This is a genomic window from Candidatus Paceibacterota bacterium, assembly GCA_040905715.1.
Classification (GTDB): Bacteria; Patescibacteriota; Minisyncoccia; order Phycocordibacterales; family CSBR16-193; genus JBBDHZ01.
The window spans coordinates 32514-51395 of the sequence record JBBDRA010000003.1 but is presented as its reverse complement, the minus strand read 5'-3'; the positions used below and the strand labels follow the sequence as shown (position 1 = coordinate 51395).

17 protein-coding genes are annotated in these 18882 nt (G+C 49.2%); 1 reads left to right on the top strand and 16 read right to left on the bottom strand.

From position 1 onward, the window contains the following. The first annotated feature begins 18 nt into the window (after window positions 1-18). Window positions 19-588, top strand: a complete 570-nt coding sequence (locus WD312_01375) for an elongation factor P (protein MEX2563755.1) — start codon at window positions 19-21, stop codon at window positions 586-588. 67 nt (window positions 589-655) lie between these two features. Here WD312_01375 and WD312_01370 read toward each other — a convergent pair whose 3' ends face one another. The 16 genes from WD312_01370 to WD312_01295 form a co-directional block, all read right to left on the bottom strand. After that, complete coding sequence (locus WD312_01370) at window positions 656-1045, bottom strand: hypothetical protein (GenBank protein MEX2563754.1); 390 nt, start codon at window positions 1043-1045, stop codon at window positions 656-658. 22 nt (window positions 1046-1067) lie between these two features. Beyond that, window positions 1068-1256 (bottom strand): 30S ribosomal protein S18, encoded by a 189-nt coding sequence (gene rpsR / locus WD312_01365; GenBank protein MEX2563753.1) that lies wholly within the window; start codon window positions 1254-1256, stop codon window positions 1068-1070. 141 nt (window positions 1257-1397) lie between these two features. After that, window positions 1398-1859: a single-stranded DNA-binding protein gene (gene ssb / locus WD312_01360; protein ID MEX2563752.1), complete on the bottom strand. Its 462-nt coding sequence runs from the start codon at window positions 1857-1859 to the stop codon at window positions 1398-1400. A 22-nt stretch (window positions 1860-1881) separates the two neighbouring features. Next, window positions 1882-2391: a 30S ribosomal protein S6 gene (gene rpsF / locus WD312_01355; protein ID MEX2563751.1), complete on the bottom strand. Its 510-nt coding sequence runs from the start codon at window positions 2389-2391 to the stop codon at window positions 1882-1884. Window positions 2392-2558: 167 nt separating this feature from the next. Beyond that, a complete protein-coding gene (locus WD312_01350) occupies window positions 2559-3512 on the bottom strand; it encodes a hypothetical protein (GenBank protein MEX2563750.1) in 954 nt (317 codons plus the stop codon). 42 nt (window positions 3513-3554) lie between these two features. After that, the gene (locus tag WD312_01345) at window positions 3555-4367 is read right to left on the bottom strand and encodes a TatD family hydrolase (protein ID MEX2563749.1); all 813 of its coding nucleotides are present in this window, start codon (window positions 4365-4367) and stop codon (window positions 3555-3557) included. A gap of 8 nt (window positions 4368-4375) precedes the next feature. Beyond that, window positions 4376-5821, bottom strand: coding sequence for a methionine--tRNA ligase (gene metG, locus WD312_01340; protein ID MEX2563748.1), 1446 nt, complete (start codon window positions 5819-5821; stop codon window positions 4376-4378). A 35-nt stretch (window positions 5822-5856) separates the two neighbouring features. Next, complete coding sequence (locus WD312_01335; protein MEX2563747.1) at window positions 5857-6948, bottom strand: AI-2E family transporter; 1092 nt, start codon at window positions 6946-6948, stop codon at window positions 5857-5859. A 48-nt stretch (window positions 6949-6996) separates the two neighbouring features. Next, window positions 6997-8268: a pitrilysin family protein gene (locus WD312_01330; GenBank protein ID MEX2563746.1), complete on the bottom strand. Its 1272-nt coding sequence runs from the start codon at window positions 8266-8268 to the stop codon at window positions 6997-6999. A 183-nt stretch (window positions 8269-8451) separates the two neighbouring features. Next, entirely contained in the window at window positions 8452-9837 is a 1386-nt protein-coding gene (locus tag WD312_01325; GenBank protein ID MEX2563745.1) for a glycine--tRNA ligase, read from the bottom strand. A 41-nt stretch (window positions 9838-9878) separates the two neighbouring features. After that, a complete protein-coding gene (locus tag WD312_01320; GenBank protein MEX2563744.1) occupies window positions 9879-12053 on the bottom strand; it encodes a hypothetical protein in 2175 nt (724 codons plus the stop codon). A 37-nt stretch (window positions 12054-12090) separates the two neighbouring features. Beyond that, a complete protein-coding gene (locus WD312_01315; protein MEX2563743.1) occupies window positions 12091-12702 on the bottom strand; it encodes a recombination protein O N-terminal domain-containing protein in 612 nt (203 codons plus the stop codon). A 99-nt stretch (window positions 12703-12801) separates the two neighbouring features. Continuing rightward, window positions 12802-13062, bottom strand: a complete 261-nt coding sequence (locus WD312_01310; protein ID MEX2563742.1) for a hypothetical protein — start codon at window positions 13060-13062, stop codon at window positions 12802-12804. 52 nt (window positions 13063-13114) lie between these two features. Further along, window positions 13115-16540, bottom strand: a complete 3426-nt coding sequence (locus tag WD312_01305) for a class I tRNA ligase family protein (protein ID MEX2563741.1) — start codon at window positions 16538-16540, stop codon at window positions 13115-13117. Window positions 16541-16642: 102 nt separating this feature from the next. Then, the gene (locus WD312_01300; GenBank protein MEX2563740.1) at window positions 16643-17794 is read right to left on the bottom strand and encodes a hypothetical protein; all 1152 of its coding nucleotides are present in this window, start codon (window positions 17792-17794) and stop codon (window positions 16643-16645) included. A gap of 16 nt (window positions 17795-17810) precedes the next feature. Further along, window positions 17811-18833 carry a hypothetical protein gene (locus tag WD312_01295; protein ID MEX2563739.1) on the bottom strand — a complete coding sequence of 341 codons (1023 nt, stop codon included), beginning with the start codon at window positions 18831-18833 and terminating at the stop codon, window positions 17811-17813. Between the last annotated feature and the right edge of the window lie 49 nt (window positions 18834-18882).

Here is an 18882-nt window from a genome sequence, read left to right as displayed (position 1 = left end):
TATGCTATACTCTCGCCCATGCTTAGCTACAGCGACATCACAAACCGAACCTATATTGAGCTCGACGGCCAACCCTACGAAGTACTCGATTCTCACATTTTCCGCAAACAGCAACGAAAAGCGGTCAATCAGACCAAGCTTCGCAACCTTATAACAGGAAATGTTATGGAGCGCACATTTCAGCAATCTGACAAAGTTGAGAAGGCTTCCATTGATACTCAGCCGATCATTTTTATTTACGAAAAGCGAGGTGACTACATTTTTCATTCTAAAGAAGATAAAAGTGATCGTTTCTCTATCTCTGAAGAGGTTATCGGTAAACAAGCTATCTACCTCATTGAAGGAATGGAGGTAAGCGGTATTCGCCACCAGGATGCATACATCGGCATTACCTTGCCGGTTAAAGTCGAACTTGAGGTTACTGATGCCCCGCCAAATATCAAGGGCAACACCGCACAAGGAGGCAACAAACGTATTACCCTCTCCTCCGGTGCTGAAATAGAAGTACCGATGTTCATTGAAGCCGGAGACGTGATCCGCGTGAACACAGAAAAAGGTGTCTACGTAGAGCGAGTTTCCAAAAAATAAAACACCACCCGGCGGATGGTGTTTTATTTAGCTACCATGTCTACGTGTCGACAGATCTAGAACCTCACTAAAACCTCAGGCGCTTAAGAAAATATTCCGGACGCGACAGAATGATCGCTACCGCAGAGAGCGCAAGAGCGATAAGTATGCCGATCTCGTTATGAGCCTCAGCAAAGATCCGCTGGATTGAAATAACCGTCACCAAACCGGTTGCCACAATAAAGAACGGTACCCGCCATCGTTTATTTCTTTCGATAAAATACCAAATTACGTACAGACCAAATATCGTTGCGACAACATGAAACGATGCGTCAAACTGGATACCGCTCCCCCACAATGAGATCGGAGCAAATTTAAACAATCCTAAACCCAAGGCCATGATCAAAAAACACACAAGTATGTTTTTTACTTTTTCTGAAAAAGACAACGACGGTAAATATATTGGCCAGTAATTCATACCCGAAGCACCCACCAAACGACTATCGAAGAATGTAAGGCAGAAGCCCCATGAATCGAGCGCGCTTGATAGCGTTTGCTACTCGACGCTGGTTCTTTGCAGTCACGCCGGTTTTACGACGCGGTAGAATACGACCGTGATCATCCAGAAACTTCTTCAGTGTTTCTGTGTGCTTATAGTCGAGTGATGTAAGATTGATGTTTGAATTCATGGCTTAACGTGTTATGAGTGAAACGAATTACTCGCTTAAGTCACCCGGTTAAATCCGGCCGACAGGTCGACCGGAATCGAGACCACTGGTCTCGATTATTTAACCGGGTAGAAAAATATAGTCGCTTCACTCCTTATTTTTCTAAAACGGGATATCGTCAGGATTGATCTCTTCGTCCGGATAGTTAATATCTTGTCCTTGCTGATCCTGCTGTTGACTGCCGGTGTTAGCAGCTTGCTTTTGTCCGCCTCCTTGGCCTCCCGCAGGTGCGTCACCGGCCTTCTGCCCGAACTGTACCCGGTCGGCAATGATCTCGGTTCGGTACTTCTTTACTCCGTTTTGATCTTCCCAGCTTCTCGTCTGCAACCGTCCTTCGACAAGCGCCTGCTGGCCTTTCTTCAGATACTGCGCGCTTGTTTCCGCCTGCCTTCCAAAGACCACAATATTGTGGAATTCAGAGCTCTCCTGCTTGTTGCCGTCTTTGTCATTGTACACACGGTTTGTTGCAAGTGAAAAGTTCGAGACCTGAACACCTGATGGAAGTGATTTTAGTTCAGGATCTTGAGTAAGGTTACCAATGATGATCGCTTTATTAAGGTACATAGACTAAGAGTTGAGGTGGTAATTACGATGCCGTCACAGTTTCTTCCTCGTCAACAAGTGCATCGATGCTTTTGTCGATATCTTCCGAAGAGGCGTCATCATCGAGTTTGACCTGATCTTCCTCGCTTTGCGGCGAGACCAGTGACTCATCAACATCGTCGACACCCTGCTCAGCAGCGGCAAGAATGATCATGAATCTGATCAGTGAACTGTTACGGGCAAGCTCTTCGTTCATCACGGCGATCGCCTCGCTTGAAGCCGTGAAGGTCATCCAACCGAAATACGCTTCCAAGAAACGATCTTTCTTTCCTTCTCGCTTGATCGTCATCTCGTAGGCCAGTGGCATTTTCTCAGGCTCTTTTTCCTGGACAATACCGGCGCTGTTCTTTTCGATCACAGATCGGATCGCCTCAACCTCGCCAGCAACCTTCTCCTCAGCGATCGTTGGCATGAGTAAATACGCGCATTCGTATTCGCGCGCGATGATCTCAGATCCGTTCTCTTGAAGTGCTTGTGTGTCGTTTTCTGCCATATGGGGCTTCTTTTTTACTGGCTATCTTCTTTTCTTAATGAAATCTAGCCTATCACACCGACATAGCAGGCGCAAGTGATTATTGCCGATTCACCCGCACCTGCTTATTCTATTCATCATTCCTGCTACCAAACTTCGAATCTCAGATTATCTTAGTCCAGCACCAGTTACAATAGAACACTACCGATCATAGCGGTATACCCTAAAATAACCAAAAGGCCGAGTACGGCAGCGGCCATATACCAACCGCGTTTTGGATTTGACGGATCAACTACCCCTTTTCGCTCCTTCAAATACTGATATAATCGAACGCCAAACGCCACAATATATATCCAAAGAACAGTATTGATCAATATAGGAATAATTTGGCTAACGATCAATTCCATTAGCCCGTACGATGGCAAAACAGCTGATACGACCAGGTCAAGGATCAAGCCAGCTATTCCCCCAATGACGGCAAGAAGGATACCAACAACGAGATATCGAATAAATACTTCCCCTGTGTAGTTACGTACAAGTTCTCGACTGGCACACAGCGCATCCCATCCGCGATATCTATCAGCAATCATAACTGGAATAACTAGAGAGAACCACAAACTAAGAAGGATTCCGGGGATGACCAGTAAAACAAATCCACCGGTCGTGGCCAATCCGACGAGAATAACAATCCAAAGAGCCGGGACAAACAACGCAACAGCACGGTAAATGTGACGTCCTACAGTTGAGTTTTCGTGCGGAGTAAGTAGTGAATCCACGATCATTACTATAATAACCGTCCAAACCCCATAGGCCACACACCCAATACCGACCAACGCCATTAATGGCAGGATCATTTCGAAACCACCAGAATTAAACGCTAAAAGGAACACTACTTTCGCAGCTATGTAGAGTGTAAGGATATTAACAATAAACAAAGCTATATAAGCTACGCTAAGCACGCCGGCGCGATCTACCACCATTGCGTACGCTTCCTTCAAGTGAGTGCCGATGCTTGGTAATTTTGTTTGCTCATTTACAGGGCCTGCTCCGGAAACAAGAGTCTCCTGTTGTCCGTATGCAGGTGTTGTGTCAAAACCTTCCGATGATCCGGACACAGTATTTTGTTCAAGATCTTGTTGCATAAAAATAATTATTCATAAAATAACCTCATCGCCTCTTATTTACTATACTCCAAAAAGTCGCCGTGCGTTGTCCACAAGCGCTTTTCCCAACACCTGCGGGTCCTCGTCGCGTATCCGGGCTAGCCGCTCAACAACGTGTTGTACATAGCTCGGCTCGTTCTGCTTGCCACGATACGGAACAGGCGCAACAAACGGCGAATCGGTCTCCGCGTGTAGCATATCCGAGGGAATGTATCGAATCACCTCGTCGTAATCATTTGTGAACGTAATAACTCCGGTAAACGAAAGCGTAAAGCCGATCTCAAGAAACCGCCGCGCATGTTCAACTGTGCCGGCAAAAAAGTGCGCGTTACCGCCCAGAGCCTCGCCATGTTCTTGTGCATAGCTCTCGAGGAGCTCAAGTGTGTCTTCGTAGGCATCCATAGAATCCTTCGCCGGGCGCACATGAAGCATGAGCGGTTTCTGATACTGCACCGCAAGCTCCACCTGCCGCTCAAACACCGCTTGCTGAACCGGCTTCAGATCATCTCGATCACTTCCTCCACCCTCTCTCCCCTCGCGCCTAAAGTAATCAAACCCGCACTCACCTATCGCAACCACCTGCGGGTCACCGGCAAGACCTGCGATCATATCCAGGTCGGCGTCTCTGCTTGCGTCCGGATGAACACCAACACAGGCAGACACGCTTTCTTCTTCTCGGGCAAGCCGAACAACACTTTGCGAGCTCTGCACATCGGTACCGACAGCAATCGCGTGAACGCCATGCTCGCGCATCCGCCCCAGCACAGCCTGACGCTCTTCAGGCTCGTAGGTATCAAAGTGAGCATGAATATCGATGTAGTTCAGTTGAGTCATGTCTGGTTCTACTCTTCTCGGCGAGGAAAAAGTGTTTCCGGCTTTGTGTTCGTCTTGACCGCCTCTTGAATTGCCGCTGACGTACTCGGCATGACCGGAGCAAGCATCTGACTTACTTTATACAGATCGATCACGAGGTCGCTAATAATAGCTTTGGCTTGCTCTAGATCAGTTTTAACCAGTTTGAACGGCTCTGTCTCCTGGATATTTCCGTCCATAGCTTGGATCTTCTCCCAGATGATGTCTGTTGCTCGCTGAAGATCGAATCGCTCCAATGCTTCCTGGAAATCCTGCTCATACACTTGTGCCGGCAGTATCGGGGCGGTCGTTAGGTGCGTCTCAGCCATTTTCATGATCCGACTAGCCAGGTTCCCAAGACCGTTTGCGAGGTTAGCGTTGTAGACCTCGCGAAATCGCTCTTGGGTAAAGTCGCTATCTTCGAACGACTGCAACTCTCGCGCTAAGTAGTAGCGCAGTGCATCAGCACCGTATACCTCAACTATCTCCTGCGGACTGATCACGTTACCGGTCGACTTCGACATCTTCTGACCACCGCTGGTAATAAAACCATTTATCACGATCTGGCGAGAAGCAGGTAAACCGGCCGACATGAGCATTGCTTGCCACATGGCAGACTGCTGGCGCAGGTTATCCTTGCCGGCGTACTGGGTTGGCGTGCCATTCTTCCAGTACCTCTCGAACATCTCTGACTCGATCGGCCAGTCAAGTGTTGAGACGTAGTTCACTAACGCATCGAACCATACATACATCACATGGTCAGGATCACCAGGCACCTCGATCCCCCACGGCATCTTCTCCTTCACCCGAGAGATACTAAAGTCAGTGAGCCCGCGCTCTACAAATGCCCGTATTTCACCCAGACGAAAGTCAGGGATCACAAAGTCCGGCGTGCTAGTATACAGATCGAGCAACTTTTCAGCATACGCGGAAAACTTAAAGAAATAGTTCTCCTCTTCGCGAACCTCGAGCTCGCGATTCGGATGAATCGGGCAGTGACCGCTCTCGTCGAGGTCGGATTCCGTCTTCTCGAGTTCGCAGCCCACACAGTATTTCACCTTGTAGGTTCCTTTATAGATATCGCCGTTCTCGTTGCACCGCCTCCAAAACTCTTGCGCTGCTTTTACGTGACGCTCATCGGTCGTACGAATGAAATGAACCTCTGGTGAAATGTTGAGGAGATCGATCAGATCCTTGAACTTTTCTGCTGCCTCGTCAACGTATTCCTGAGGTTCAATGCCTTTCTCGAGCGCCTTCTCGTGGATCTTTGCACCATGCTCGTCTGTGCCGGTGTTAAAAAACACATCAAAACCCGCCTGACGTTTGTACCGAGCAATAATGTCTGCACGCACTAACTCCATGGCAAAACCGATATGCGGACTGGCGTTTACATATGGCAGCGTTGTAGTGATATAAAATGGTGTTTGTGTATTCATTTCGGTCACGTAACGATTAGTTAGGTAGAGGTTTCCTACTCAGATCCTTCCGGTTCCATCCTCTTTGATCGCATCTCTTTTCCTTCCTGTACGTCATTTATGATCTCCATCAAGATCGCCGCTATCGGTACAGCCAGAAGAATACCGAGAAACCCGCCGAGCTGACCACCGGCAACCAGGCCGATAATGATCACTATTGGCGAGAGGCCGACCACCTTCTTCACTACCATCGGATAGATCACGTGGTTTTCAAGCTGCTGTATAACAACATACAGCCCGGTTACCAGAAGCGCCAGAGTAACGCCTTCGGTTGTAAACGCGATCAGGATCGCCGGAATCGCTGCCAGAATCGGACCGAAAAGCGGAATAATCTCAAATGCTCCGGCCAGCACCGCAAGGAGCAACGCGTGCTCGACACCAAGCAAGGTCAAACCAATGTATGTCAAAACACCGATGATCACCACCAGGATCAACTGTCCCTGCATCCACAGGCCGATCTTTCGCTCGGCACGTTTCCATAGACCAAGCACATATGGCTCATAGCGAGTCGGCGTAACCATGCGCAAGAAGTCCGTGACTCCATTCTCTTGGACCGAAAGATAAAACGACAGCACAGCGATCAAAACAAAACTCAACACACCGCCAAACACATTAGAAATAACACTTAACGCGCCGCCGGACAGACCGGTGAGCGAATCACGCAACTCTCGTGAAACCTCCTGTATAGATAGAGCCTCTCCTCCGGTTCCAACACTGCCCCCGGTTTGCATAGACGCCCACGCCTGTAGAGACTGCCAGTACTCCGGTAGTGAATTCAAAAATTCCATGGCCTGTCCGATAAGAGGTCGCAAAAGAAACGCGATCACTCCGACAAAAATAGTAGCAATGATCAAATAGATAATGATAACCGCGGGAAGTCTCGGTACTTTTCGACGATGAAACCACTGAATAGCCGGCTCTACCGCCACCGCGATAACAACCGCAGCAAATACAACCAACACAAGATCGCGCAACAAATACGCGGCTAAGAGCGTGAGAGCAACCCCGACGATCATCAGAACGGTATTCAAGCTGATGGAAATCATCGTATGAGTGCGAGGTGTGTTGGAGGGCTGTTCGTTTATCATAACCATTATCCTACCATTGAGCACGGACGCGTGCTAGGAGAAAAGCAACTAGATCTTAAGTGCTTTCTTAACCTTTGCCTCGTCTTTTACATCCCCCACGACCGCCATATTTAATTTTTCGTTTTTAAAGATATCTCGAGCAACTTTTTGTACATCTTTAGCAGTCACCGCACGAATCTCTTGTATCACTTGATTAGGTGTTCTCAAGATCCCGCCCTCCATTATCTCCTGCTCGGCAAAAAAATCAGCGACAGAGTCCGATGTCTCAAGTCCGAGCGACATATTGCCGATAATATAATCCTTGGCTTTTTTAAGCTCCTTCTCGTCGATCAATTCATCTTTAAGACGATTCATTTCTCCCATAACCTCTCCTAATACTTCCTCAAGCCGGTTTTTATCTACTCCGGCAGCAACACCGAGATAGCCGTGGTCGATATGCAAACCAAGCGGTGCTTTTACGTAGTAGCAAACTCCCATTTCTTCGCGAAGCTTCAGAAACAAGCGACTCGACATACCGCCACCGAGCACTGTTTTAAGAACATTCAACGCCGGGACCCGCTTGTCTTTTGCTTTGTATGCCCGTACCCCAAGCATAAAGTGCATCTGATCGGTCTTCTTCTGTTGAATAAATAGCTGTGGCGCCACCTGCTTCTCGACTGTTTTCGGCATTTTCGGCGCCTTGGATGAGGGGATCTGTGCGAATGCTTTCTCCACTTCCTTAACTACTTCTTTTTGGTCAAATTCACCAGCAACAAAGAGGATCGTCTTCTCAGCGACGTAGTGTGTCTGATGAAACTCAAGAAATGTTTCCCGAGACATTTGTTTAATGTTCTCGCGTGGACCCAAGATCGGTCGACCGGCTGGCTGACCTTTATAGATCAATTGATAGAACAGGTCAGCAACATGACGTGGTGGAAAATCCTCGTACATGTTTATCTCCTCGAGGATCACTCCCCGCTCTTTTTCCATCTCGTCCTCGTCCAGGCGAGTATGTATATAGATATCCGCAACAACATCAAGGATCTTTTTGAAGTGTTTCGGGTGCGCCTTGCCGTAATAGCCGGTGTATTCATGACCGGTCATTGCGTTTGATTCAGCGCCGAGCTTATCAAGCGCCGTACTTACCTCTCGCGGACTTGTGTATTTCTTGCCGCCTTTAAAACACATGTGCTCGAGAAAGTGAGCAATACCGCTCGTCTCATCCGTCTCGTTCTTTGACCCGGTTTCGGTCATTGCCATTACGGTTACCGCCGGGTTGTCTTTCATCGGCACGGTTATAAGACGCATGCCGTTCTTGAGTATCTTTTTGTTAGCTTTCATAAAAGGTGGCTTATAGAGTGGCCGTAGTGTAGCAGAAAATACGTGAATTTTAAATATTAGAGTTATATTAGAGTTATATTAGAGTTAACTCTAATATTTGTAACCGGCCTTTACGTAATACGGAAAAACCACCGTTCGACGTGATCGAACGGTGGTTTGGTTGTTGAATCATATTCTTACCTTCTATTTCAATTTCTGAATTAACTCAGAAATTGAAACTCGCTCCTGCGCTGCTGTGTCCCGGTCACGGACGGTGACCGTGTCCTTCTCGCCGTTCTCCCCTCCTTCAAGGGTATCGAAGTCTATCGTTATCGTGTGCGGGGTTCCGATCTCGTCCTGCCGTCGATACCGCTTACCGATGTTGCCATTATCATCGAACCAGACCCGGCCAAACTCTGCTTTAAGCAGGGCAAAGACCTCTCTTGCCTTCTCTACCAATTCCGGCTTGTTCTTCAAAAGCGGAAAGACCGCCATTCGTACCGGTGCAACATCCGGCTTGAACGCCAGATACATTCGCTTCTCCCCGTTCACTTCGTCTTCCTGATATGCGTCGCACAAGAGCGCCAGAACCGTTCGATCCAACCCAAGCGACGGCTCGATCACGTGCGGGATGAATCGCTCAGAGGTCTGCTTGTCGGTGTACTCAAGACTGACGCCGGAGTGCTCCATGTGCTGCTTGAGATCGTGGTCGGTTCGGTAGGCTAAGCCGTACAGCTCCTTTCTACCGATCGGATAATCATATTCAAAATCGATCGTACGCTTTGAATAATGCGCAAGCTCGGTGTCGGGGACCTCTAGCTCGTGCACCTTTTCTTTCGTGAGACCGATATCATCAACCCAGCCCCACATTTGCTCGCGCCAGTATTCAAACCACTGCTCCCATTCCTCTTCTCGGATAAAGTACTCTATTTCCATCTGTTCAAATTCACGCGTTCGGAACACAAAATCTCGCGGAGCGATCTCATTGCGGAACGCTTTACCAACCTGAGCGATACCGAACGGGAAGTTCGGGTAGAGCGAGTCAACAATGTTTTTAAAGTTCACAAAAATTCCCTGCGCGGTCTCCGGTCGAAGGTACGTTTTCCCTTCCTCTCCACTCGTTGCGCCGACTGATGTTTGAAACATCATATTAAATTCACGAACATCAGACAGCTCGTTGCCCTCAGGGCTTTTAATATTGTTGTCACGTATCGCGGCACTCATGGCGGCAAAGTCCATCCCTGACGGATCGATCTCAGCATCTTCAAGAAGATGATCAGCTCGATATCGCTGTTTTGTCTCAAGGTCTTCCACGAGCGGGTCGGCGAATCCGGCGGCGTGTCCGCTCGCTTCCCATGTTTTTCTGTTCATTAAGATCGAGGCGTCGACACCGTACATATCATCCCGCCCGTCCACGAAACGCTTCCACCAAAGCTGCTTGACGTTGTTCTTCAGCGCTACACCGAGCGGGCCGTAGTCATAGGCACCGGCAAGCCCCCCGTAGATCTCTGAACCAGGGTAGATGAATCCTCGGCGCTTCGCCAGTGAAACAATATCTTCAAGTGTTGGTTGTGTGGTGGTATTGGTCATAGACTCTTATGCATATCATACTTATCGCTTCCGCCAAACCGTTAGCGTGCTCGCACTGTGCCGTCACGACGGGCTGAGTATTGGGGATCGATCTCCAAGTTCGTTGTCACATCGCGAGGCTGCACACGAAGATCCTGCTCAGTATACGTATCACGACCAAGCAGTAAACCATCCGTCACGATCTCCGGCTGTTCGTCGATGTGACTAATACTTGGTGTAACCTCAACCTGAAACGCGACCTGCTCAGCGGACAGCGCATGCCCACTCTGCCTTCTCAACTCTCCAATGTTCCATCGAATTTCACGAGTATTACTGTTATATGAGATAACCTCATCGTTTGTGGTATTACCGGTCCATTCAACATAGGTTGGTAAGCGGGCAGTGAACTCCGCATCCTCTACATCGTTATAGCGATTAAGCGCGTTCACAACAACGGTAAATGTTGTCGGCTTATCGGCAACAGGCGGCACCGGACCCGTGTTTACGAACGGTCCGTCACTGTAGACCGCGTGAGCCTCGATATCCATGACCGTGTTCATCTTCAACAAAAAGCTATGTGCTGTACTTACGGTTTCAGGAAGTTCTGCGTCTGTAAACTGATTGCCGATCGCTTCGAGCTCAACGGTGATGTGTGGATTAGCAACATCTGCTGACCCTGATGATATCTCTTTCTGTGAAGCAAAAAGGAAATTAACATTTACTTGCTCATTGCTATCCATTGAAGAAAGAGCCGGGTTCGTGCTCATGTTCCAGACAACTTCATTATTAGAAGATCGATAAAATCCTTCACGATCCACCTGAACCGATTCGCGTGAAAAGGCATTTCCACCGAGTGTCGCTATCAATTCAACATCAGCAATCCGTTCGTCTAAATTATTTTTCCATGATATATCAGCTCTGATATTGTCGCCGACTTCCCCGACGAACTCTTCCGGTGTCATGTTCTGAAATGTCGCGTCGAGGTCTAAGTACGGTGCGTTGATCGATAGCGTTCGTTTGGTTTCATCGAGCACGTGCGCCAGGGTTTCCCTTCGGTTCTCATCGGCAATACCGATACTGAACGTAAATGTTCGCTGTTCCTTCTCCTGCGCCTGCAAAGGACCGGATATTCGAATGTTCTTTTCTTCCCCGGGCTCAAGGGTGCCTATCTCCCAGACCGTGTCGCCGTCGCTCGCCTCAGGGTCAGCGCTTCGCAAACTGAACCCGAACGGATACTGAGTGACCAGTAACAGGTTCTCCAATTGCTTACTCGTGTTCGAACTGATCGTTAGATCAAAGGTGACCGGCTGATTACTGTTTATTTCGGTCGGGGAACTAATAGAAACATCGATCGGAGCATTTGTGATAGCAACATCGTATTCCGTCTCCTTTACAAACGTTGCGCTTGAATTTTCAAGCCCGTACTCAAGGGAAAGTGTTATTGTCTCGGTCGTATCAGCTCTTCCTATGATAGTCGTATCGATCGTGGCTCGGATCTGTTGGCCCGGATCAACCGTATCGAGTACCACCACTTCGCGTGCTTTTTTGCGGCCCAGATCATCTGTGTATCGGGCGCCCTCAGGGTACGTAACGGTAAGCTTTGCGTTGGTCAATCCGGTGTCGTTGTTATTTGCCACAATAATATCGAACTCACTATCTTCTGCTCCACTTACGGATGTTGGTCCCTCAACTCTAACCAGCACATTGTCGCCGGACGTGAAAAAAGAGCCGGTTAAAAAGAGTGCTACTGCACCGCTGATCGCTAGCACGAAAAAAGCTAGCGACAGCCAGAATAATGTATTAAAAAAGCTGTCCGTGCGGGAGCCCCGGGGTTTCTCGTCTACTCCAGCGCTCACGCTCACCGCCTCTCGATCGGCTGACGAGTCTTGTACCGAACGTGCCTCCGGCGATCTCTCTTGTGGTTCTTCAGAGTATCCTTGGGGTTGATCTTCAGTTTGTTTTTCGATTTGTTCTTCAGTTTGTTCTTCGGTGGTTTCTGAAAGGGTTTGTTCTGAAGGCTGCTCGTCTACTTGCTCTTCTGACCGGTCCTGCGGGTCCGGCTCTTGAGCCTCTACTGTTTCTTGTTCTTGCGCGTGCAAGTCGTCCCAATTGCGTCTAACCGGCTCATCATCCTCTTCAAAACCGCTTCGGCGATTTGAATCCGGTTCATTGTAATCGCGAGAATATAGTCGATTCTGCGCCTTTTCAAGTTTGTTATCGCCCTCTCGATCAGCCATAGATAATTGAAATTATACCACCTCGCCCCAACAGTGGCTACGCGTAGCGTGCGGAAACCAGGTGACTTGCTTCAAAAGCTTTATTGATCGTTCGAATAATGTTCCTCTTATGTTCTGTTACCTTCTGAATCAACGGTTGATCAAATCCGGACGAGGAAGTAAACGGAATAAGGAGTTTATCGTCGCCCACGTAACCAAGACGCGAGAGTATACGCAACAAGGCAATACACTCAATGGCTCGACACTCTTTATAATTAAGAGAATCTTCTGAAAGACTATTCACTACCTCAGTAAAAATAGTGAACAGCTCAGGCTGATGCTCCTCACCGGCACACAAGGTGCGCAAAGCGAGCGCCACTTTCGCCGCCACATCCACAGCAGCTGTTGAACTATTCAAGCGCGAATAATATGAGTACTGCGGCATTACGCTCGTCACCCGCCAACCGCTTTTTCCACGAACTACCGAAACTACCGAGAGCGATAGGGTCTGCAGGCCGTAGCGGTGTTTGCTTGCCAATGATCGCGCCGCCTGGGCATTTGCTTGAATAAGACCCAGATCTCTGGTGAGAAACCAGACACGGCTATTTGCTTCACCCGAGGGCGTTCGGGCGAGCACAAAAGCAGGGGTAGTGTAGAGACGGTATTCCATATAGTCAGTATATAGTATCTAGTATTTCGTATTTAGAAAACCGCCCGACACCATTTGGTGCGAGCGGAAACAACCTGAGAAGTTCTTTAGCGAAAGAATTCATAACACAGGGTCATCTTTCTGCTGTGCTGCGATGGTTCGGTCACGACATCCTTGCGTATGACCGGCGATCGCGGCGGCCGTACCCCAGGGAATAAGGAGCAAGGTTCCTTCCAGGTGTGTTGACCCTTCAAATAACTTAAACCACTGAAAAATCACTCCATCAGGCGCACTCACAACAAGGACACCGGCGAACGCGAACGGCAAAAGAAAGAAGAACAAAGCCACCATCATGCGCAATCCGTACACAGTACTCGACATGAGATTCTCCTTGCGTTAATGATAAAAGCTATCTGCCGTATTCCAACTAGAATTATATATGAAGATCAATAGTGAACGAATAGCTATTCGCCTCCACACTTTTTCCTTGAGCAACATCGCCATACGTTACCTCTGAAAGGTTCGTTGTTTTGGTAACTTCGTCTCGGTACTGCTCGATCAATTGTGCGCCCGCCTCGTCCGTGGAGACAGCAAGAGTGGCCTTGTCGCTCGGATTCATGCCGGAGTCCTTGCGAAGCCCTTGAATTGCACGAACAAGCTCACGTACAGCGCCTTCTTGCTTAAGTTCATCGGTGAATTCGGTATCAAGCGCAAGCTCATTGCCAACCGCCACCTCCTTCACATTCACTTCCTCGGCAATGATCGCCCGATATGCTTCATCCATGTCTTCAGCGATCGTCAACACTGCCAACGGCTGGCGAACTTTCACTCCTGCCTTCGCCCGCAATTCAAGCGCTTGTGTGACGATCTCTCTAACTTTTTCCATATTAGTAAGCACTTGCTCATCGGGTTGAGGGCCCTTCGGCCAGCTTTCCATATGAACACTTTCCTTTCCGCCACCAACTCGACTATAGAGATCCTCGGCAAAGAACGGCGCAAACGGAGCTAGAAGTTTTGCGAGTGTCAGCAATGTCTGGCGCAACGTTGAAAGCGCGGCTTGATCACCTTCCTTTATCCGATCACGAGAACGACGGAGGTACCATTGGGAGAGATCGGTAATGAATTCACGAATGGATCGGCTGGCTTCAAGAAGCTTGTAATTTTCAAGATCATCCGTAACATCCTGAACCACCTTGTTGGTATAACTTTCGATCCACTGATCAAGCACGTCGGTCTTGTCCGGATCGGTTCCGTCATCAGAATCTTTGTACATCTCATAGAACCGAGCTGTGTTAGAAGCCAGATTGAACACTTTCTTAACTACCTCATCCACAGTTTGCTCTACAAAATTCTTCGGCTCACCGGGCTGGTTGACCGAGTACATCCAAAATCTAAGGGCATCCGCACCGTATTTATCCATGAGCTCCCAGGGATCTACTGTATTCCCTTTCGATTTCGACATCTTCTTTCCTTCTGCATCAAGAATATGACCAAGAGAAATTACATTCTTGTACGCCTTGCCGAAGCCCATTATCGCCCCGATAGCGTGAAGTGTATAGAACCAGCCACGAGTTTGATCGATCGCCTCAGATATAAAGTCAGCCGGATAGCCTCCTGCCTCAAGACGCTCTTTATTCTCAAACGGATAGTGATCTTGGGCAAACGGCATCGACCCTGAGTCAAACCATACATCCATCACTTCCGGAACTCGTTTCATTTCCTTTCCGTCTTTTTCGTATGTAATAGCGTCAATGTATGGTCGGTGCAGGTCAAGTTCACGTTTTCGCTCTCGGTCTATGTATACAAGAACAGGGTGAGCATGAGCATGGAACTCTTTGTCGTAAACACGCTCATTGCGGGTTTCAACAATATCCCACCCTTTAAGTGGCTTAAGCGCATACACCACAATACCCTGGTGCGCTACAAAGAGAACTGTCTTGCCGGGATTTTCGTCTATCACCTTACTCACCGCACCGAACGCACGCGCCTCGATCTCCTTCCAGCTCTCTCCTGTCTCTCCGCGCGGAGCAGTATAATAATCCTCCGGACCAAGCGCGCAGTAGGTTGCACGGCTTTCCTTGATCGATTCATCGTCAAGTTTCTTGCCGTCCCAACTCCCGCTTTTGATCTCAGAAAGCCCTTCCTCCACCACCAACTCAGCCCCTAGCTCACCGGCTACGATCTCGGCAGTCTCGAGTGTTCGCTGGATCGGTGAAGTAACAACCAGATCAATACCGGCATCTTTTAGTTCTTCTCCCGCGCGCTTCGCTTCTTCTTTTCCTTTTTCGGTCAGCGGAAAATCGGCTTGCCCGCTGTCAAACGTATGCGTAACATTCTTCACACTCTCTCCGTGTCGCATAAAAAATACTTTGACCACCTTCTCCGGCGCTTTTTTATGGAGATCTTCCCGCGAAGAAACTACCTCGACCTCGTCTCCGCTCTCATCGGTCCAGATCGGCAGCGGTGTGCCCCAATACCGCTCGCGCGAGATCGCCCAGTCCTTTACTTCACTCAACCACTCGCCAAAACGACCGTCGCGAATATGCTCCGGTTCCCAATTAATTTCCTGATTCTCCTTAACCAACTCATCACGCAACTCTGACATGCGGATATACCATGATCCACGTGCGTAATAAATAAGCGGTGTTTTACACCTCCAACAGTGCGGATAGGTGTGCTCAACTTTTTCTTTCTTAACCAAAAGCCCGCGATGAGCAAGGTCTTTGATGATCTCAACATCGGTGGATTCATCTTTAACAAAACGCCCGGCAAGAAAGTCTGTCTCCGGGATAAACGTGCCATTCTCTTTCACCAAGTGAAATTTTGGAAGACCCGCTCGAGAACCAAGCTCAAAGTCATCCTGCCCGTACATCACAGCGGTGTGCACAATACCGGTACCATCCTCAGTGGTTACAAAATCTGCATCATAGACCTGAAAGGCGTTCGCAAGTTTCTCTTTCTCGCTCTCGGGAAGATTATCTTTGAGATACGCGTAAAGCGGCTCGTAGGCGAGACCGACTAGTTCGCCCCCTTTCACCTCTTTTTCTACAACCGCTTCCGGGGCAACATGCTCAAGCCGATCCTTGGTTAACCACACCTTTTTGCCCTCAACTTCTATGAGTACATACTCAACTTCTTTCGAAACCGCAAGCGCGACATTTCCCGGGAGCGTCCACGGAGTAGTGGTCCAGGCCAGAAGGTACTCGTCTCTATCGGTTATCTTAAAGGCAACATACACCGATAGGTCCTTGACCGTTTCGTATCCTTGCGCTAGTTCATGACTCGAAAGCGCGGTACCGCACCGTGGACACCACGGCAATACCTTATAGTCTTTGTAGAGAAGCTTGCGCTCGTTTGCCTGGCCAAGAACATTCCACACTGACTCCATGTAATCCGGCTGATACGTAACGTACGGATCGTCCAAATCAACCCAGAACCCGATTCGCTCTGTAAAAGATCGCCACTCGTTTACGTACGTCCAGACACTCTCACGGCACTTTTCGTTAAACTTCTCGATACCGTATTCCTCAATTTCATTTTTCGATGTAAGGCCAAGCTGCTTCTCTACCTCAAGCTCAACCGGCAGGCCGTGCGTGTCCCAGCCACCTTTGCGGCGGACATGATAGCCCCGCATTGTTTTGTACCGAGGAATAGCGTCCTTAAATGCGCGCGCCTCAAGATGATGAATGCCGGGTCGGCCGTTGGCGGTCGGCGGCCCCTCATAAAATACAAACTCCTCCCCGCCCTTGGTCTGCTCAAGCGTTTTTTCAAATATGCTATTTTCCTGCCACTGCTTGAGTATCTCCTCCTCTCGCTTGGCCAGTTCGCTTTTTGTATTTTCGTCTTTGCAAGTAGTCATGTATACGGCTAATACTACCAATTTTCACCCTTTGTGCAAAAAAACACCCCGTCGACGGATCGACAGGGTGTGGTATTGAATTGAGAAACGAACAAAGGTTGATCAGTGAATGGCGGTGATGCTCCAGGGAAGCGTTTCACCGGCCAGCCACGGACGAGCCTCTCCCTCGTCACACGGAATAACATGCATCTCAGGAACCACTGACGGTTCACGTCTGAGTGTAATTTTTCCTTTGTTTTGAGGGAAACTGTAGAACCGAGCGCCGCTTTCTGAGAAGAAAGGGTCAAGATTTTCGAGCTTCTTGTGCTGATAGAACTCTTCAACACAAACCCGCAGTCCGGCATCAGTGTTGAACGTACCGGCACAGCACTCCCGGCAATCCTTGCTCCCTACCGGATGCGGCGCGTCGTCTCCGCCGTAAAAGAACTTCGGATTACCGCTCATTGCCGCTTCACGAACCGCATCACGATCCTCACGCGGCTTAAGGACCGGCTTGCAAAAGTCATCCACCTGCAGCTTGAAATTCGAAGCAGGTGTATACCCCAGCAGATCCGCGTATGTACGTATCATGTGCTGAGGCGTGATCGTTGCCGCGATATTTCTCCGAGCTGCATTGTCGCTTTTCACGAAATCCACGAGCGCCTTTGTCGAGATATGCTCGAAGACGATCGGTAATCCCGGGAAACGAAGAACGATATCGTGAGCGTGATTGTCGATGAAAGCCGACTCCTTGTCGAACGGCTCAACATTCTCATTCGGGTCCTCAGGGTGAAGCGACAACACACACGGATGAGGAAACTCTTTTCCCACCACGTGCGTATTGATCCGCTCCATCTCTGCAAAAACCGAGTAAAGTGCTTTGTAATCAATAACGCCGTTTTCAGAGGCGGTAGTGACGAAACGCGGGTAGATCTTAAAGATCCGAACACCGAGCCGCCACGCCTCGAGCACCATCTGCGGTGTTGTCTCAGGCGTGATCTGCATCGACGGCACCATCTCAAACTCGGAATAATTAAAGCGGGATTCATTCGCTCGCGCGATACGCATCGCCTCATAACGATATTTTATAGCTTTCTGACCGGTGTCAATGAACGGATTATTAGGCATTGCCTCAACCCGTCCCCAACCATACCGCAAGAATAGAAGCACCATGAGCTGGAGCATCCCGTTCTGTCGGTAGTGGGCGTGGAAGTTGTCAGGTCGACGCATTCTGATCTCACACACAACTCCAGCGCTGTCTCGTATTAGTTCCATCAGCTTCTTCCTTATTTTAGGATAGAATTTTATTTCCGTACCGGATGATCGGTTGCACTTGCGCTGAAGCAAGAAACGCAGCCGAACCGAGCGAGATCGAGTCAACACCTGCAACACGGAAGGACTCAATATCATTCGGATGCAAAATACCGCCACCTCCGTTCAGGTGCCTCCTGAACCCCGCTTTTCGGATCCGACCGATCCACAAACAGGCGAGGTTTTTGAGCGGTGCGCCCGAAAGACCGCCATCAGCATCGATCCCGCGAGCACGAAGCGGAGATGGCTGTCCGACGCCGAAAAGTTCATCCCATGGGATCTGGCATTCATGATCTTCGGGAAGCCACGGGATGATCATACGGAACGGAATAGTATTTGTGCCACTGATACCGAACAACGCCGGGTGCTCAGCAAACTCCATCACCCGCTCGGGCAGGAAGTCCGCACTAAGCTTGATCACCGCGAAGCGACCGTACTCGTACACGATGTCCAGGATATTCTGAGTCTCTACGATCCGTTCGTTTATTGGATCAAAGCCGTGCTCAAGATTCGGGCACGAAACATTGATCTGAACGATCGGAACTTGCTCATACGAGAAGTGCTCCACGATCAACTTCATCAGGAGCCGCATCTCGGCAAGTCGCTCCTCTAGCGTTGTGCCGATCGCCATAATTGACGGTTGAAAACGATGTCGAAGCTTCTGGAGTTTTTCGAAAACCACTTTCGCTCCCGGACCGGAAAGTCCGATCGCGTTGAGTGCGATGCTCCGTTTTCGATCAACCCAGATACAGTTGGGAGACCACTCCTTTGGCTGATTGCGCTTATTCAGTGGCATTCGACCCGCGTTTGGAAGAAGTGTTGTTGTCTTGGCGACCTCTTCAAGACCTTTAAAGGAAAAGCCTCGCGGGTGCCCCAGTTTGATCGGTTTGTGAAACCAGTACCCCTCAAGGCAAAGATTTCGCACCCCGGACCCTCCCCAAACCCGACCAAGCTCTCTATCGAGACGTGCACGTTCTTCTGCTAGATCTGCAAGCGCTACCATTGGTAGCCCCCTTTCGTATTTATCTTAATTTCATGGAACATGAAGAACC